Consider the following 3049-nt stretch of genomic DNA (forward strand, 5'->3'; position numbering starts at 1 on the left):
CTCGATTGCTGGGCCGGTGGCACTGTTCAGCGCATCGAGGAAGGTAACCGTCGCGGTATCGGGCGTGTTCGGTGTGGCTTGCGTATTCATCGTGATTCTCCTTTTGCTTGGTCCAGTGGCTTGCGACGTGATGTCGTGCAGCCGGTGGAAAGGAGAATACGGATCGGACAATATTTGCGAAATAGAATCGTTTGAAATCCATCATTGCATGAATGCAACGATGGACGCCGGCTGATCAACTGCGCCGATGGATCATTTCGGCCACCGCCATGTTGGCTCGGAAAGGTGCTCGGCAAAGTAATCCGACAGCGCCGCGACTTTCGCGGGCCGCGCGCGCGCCGACGGCGTAACGAAGTAAAGACCACCCTTCGTCAGCGACCAGTCGGTGAGGATCGCTTCAAGACGGCCATCGGCCAAATACTCGCCCGCGATGAATTCAGGCAGCTCGGCGATTGCAAGGCCATCGAGCAGCGTGGGCAACAGCGCATCGGAGTTCGTCACGCGCAGCGGGCCCGTCGGCATCACCGGCTCCTCCTCGCCTGCGTCGTTCGTGAAGCGCCATACAGCGCTACGCGCACGGTACGCATATGAGAGACAGGGGCGATCCACCAGCTCGCGCGGATGCGTGGGTCGTCCTTCACGTCTCAGATATTCTGGCGACGCCACCACGAATTGCGTCACCGCGCACAGCCGCCGCGCGACCAGGGATGAATCCGGAAGCGCGGCGATACGCAGGGCGGCGTCGAACCCATCGGCGACCAGATCGACCGACGCATCCGATAGATGCAGGTCGATTGACACCTCCGGATACGCGCGAAAGAAGCCGGGTAGCAGCGGCGCAACCCAACGCAGCCCATATGACATCGGCACGGCCAGCCGCACCAGCCCGCGTGGCTGCACCGACATTTCGCGCGCCGAGCTTTCCGCTTCCTCGGCCTGGTGATAGATCTCGCCGGCTTTCTCGCTGATCGTCCGGCCGAACTCGGTGAGCGAGAGCTGGCGCGACGTGCGATTGAAAAGCCGCGCACCCAGCCGGTCCTCCAGGCGGGCCACGCCGCGCGAGACCGTGGCGACCGACACGCCGGTCGCGCGCGCTGCGGCTGCAAATGATCCGTGCTCGGCCACCTTCGCGAACATCGCGAGCCCCTCGAAATCGGGTAGTTGAGCCATGTCCTTATCTTTTCATTTATGCAACGTTAAATTGCGATCAATTCTATTTCGAAAAGATAAGGCCGTCGATATTCTCCTCACATCGCAGCAAGCCGCTGCGACGCAAACATCCACCGACCATCGAAAGGAGCAATACCATGGCACGCAAACTCGACAACAAGATCGCACTCGTCACCGGCGCAACCAGCGGCATCGGTCTCGCCACCGCGCAACGTTTCGCGGCGGAAGGCGCGCACGTCTATCTCACGGGCCGCCGACAGGTAGAACTCGATGCCGCCGTGAAAGGCATTCGCGAAGCCGGCGGCAACGCGACCGGCGTCCGTTCGGATTCCACCCAGCTCGATGAACTCGACGCGCTGTATGCGCAAATCAAGGAAGAACAGGGGCGCCTCGACGTCCTGTTCGTGAACGCCGGCGGCGGCTCGATGCTGCCGCTTGGCAACATCACCGAAGCGCACTACGACGACACCTTCGACCGCAACGTGAAGGGCGTGCTGTTCACGGTGCAAAAAGCGCTGCCGCTGCTTGCCGAGGGCGCATCGGTGATTCTCACCGGCTCGACGGCAGGTAGCGCAGGCACCGCGGCGTTCAGCGTGTATTCGGCTTCGAAAGCGGCGGTGCGTGCCTTTGCACGCAGCTGGATTCTCGACCTCAAGGAGCGCCGCGTCCGCGTGAACACGATCAGCCCGGGCGCGACTCGCACGCCGGGCCTGCTCGACCTCGCCGGTGACGACGCCACGCAACGGCAAGGGCTTGCCGATTACCTGGCTTCCCTGATTCCGATGGGGCGCCTCGGTGAACCGGAAGAGATCGCCGGCGCGGCGCTGTTCCTGGCCTCGGACGACGCGAGCTTCGTGAACGGTATCGAATTGTTCGTCGACGGCGGCCAGCAACAGATCTGAGCCAGGTTGAGCACGCGGGGTGTGGTGGACGCGGTCTTCGACGATCGCGATCCACGCCCGGCGCACTCGAATCGAGCATCGTCATGATTGAACATCGGCCTTTTCCTTCGCTTGACGCAATCCGGCGCGACGGCGTTGATGTCCGCCAACATTTCCGCGCGGGCGACGTCGGGCACGCCGACCATGCGCCGCTCGGTCCGCTCCATATGTGGAACGACATCGAATTCGCGCAGCACGCGGGCCTCGGGCTTCGTGTTCACCGCGACGTCGAGATCGTCACGTGGGTACGTTCGGGGGCCATCACCCACGAAGACGATGCGGGCAATCGCGCGCGCCTGGTTGCCAACTGCGTCCACGTGATGAGTGCCGGCACGGCGATCCATCATGCCGAGCGCAACGAGGAAAACATACCCGCGCGGCAGTTTCAGATCTGGCTCCGTCCGCGCACACCGGCCGGTACGCCGCGCTGCTCGACGCGGGTCTGTTCGCCAGGATGTCGAGAGGGCCGATTCGTCACACTGGCGAGCGGCGATCCGGAGGATGTCCGCACGGGTGCTTTGCCCCTCCATGCCGACGCGCGGGTGCGTATCGCGACGCTGCGCGAAGGCGCGGCAATGCAGCACGTTTTGCCGATGCCCGGTTCGGCTTATTTGGTTGCGGATCATGGGCGACTGGACATAGGGCCGATCAGGCTGACGCGACGCGATGGCATTGCCGTTCGAGATGAAGCGCGGCTCGTATTGAGGGCGCGAGACGACACTGATGTCGTGATTGTTGAGCTCTTGCGCTAGGACAAGGGCTCCATTAGGGCGTGCCGCAGCCCCATTCATTGCTGTTTCCGACTTCGAGAAAACGCGTCCGTGAGAGTTGGGTGGCTGTTTGGGGAGCGAACTGCAGACTGTGATACTGACGCTGCCTATGGCGGAGATGGGTCGATCTGCGCCGGTCGCGCGTTGTAGGGCGGTGGCCGGCCGCGT

General features: G+C 63.1%; 3 protein-coding genes. 2 read left to right on the plus strand and 1 reads right to left on the minus strand.

Annotated features, from left to right (window positions below):
- Positions 1-252 precede the first annotated feature (252 nt).
- Positions 253-1170: a LysR family transcriptional regulator gene (locus JMF90_RS31100; RefSeq protein ID WP_011548558.1), complete on the minus strand. Its 918-nt coding sequence runs from the start codon at positions 1168-1170 to the stop codon at positions 253-255.
- A 137-nt stretch (positions 1171-1307) separates the two neighbouring features.
- Here JMF90_RS31100 and JMF90_RS31105 point away from each other — a divergent pair, with 137 nt between their 5' ends.
- Together JMF90_RS31105 and JMF90_RS31110 are read left to right on the plus strand one after the other, a co-directional pair.
- Positions 1308-2072 carry an SDR family NAD(P)-dependent oxidoreductase gene (locus tag JMF90_RS31105; RefSeq protein ID WP_011548557.1) on the plus strand — a complete coding sequence of 255 codons (765 nt, stop codon included), beginning with the start codon at positions 1308-1310 and terminating at the stop codon, positions 2070-2072.
- A gap of 83 nt (positions 2073-2155) precedes the next feature.
- Entirely contained in the window at positions 2156-2863 is a 708-nt protein-coding gene (locus JMF90_RS31110) for a pirin family protein (protein ID WP_011548556.1), read from the plus strand.
- Positions 2864-3049: the final 186 nt, after the last annotated feature.

This window comes from Burkholderia sp. E168m23, assembly GCF_016586125.1.
Lineage (GTDB): Bacteria > Pseudomonadota > Gammaproteobacteria > Burkholderiales > Burkholderiaceae > Burkholderia > Burkholderia orbicola.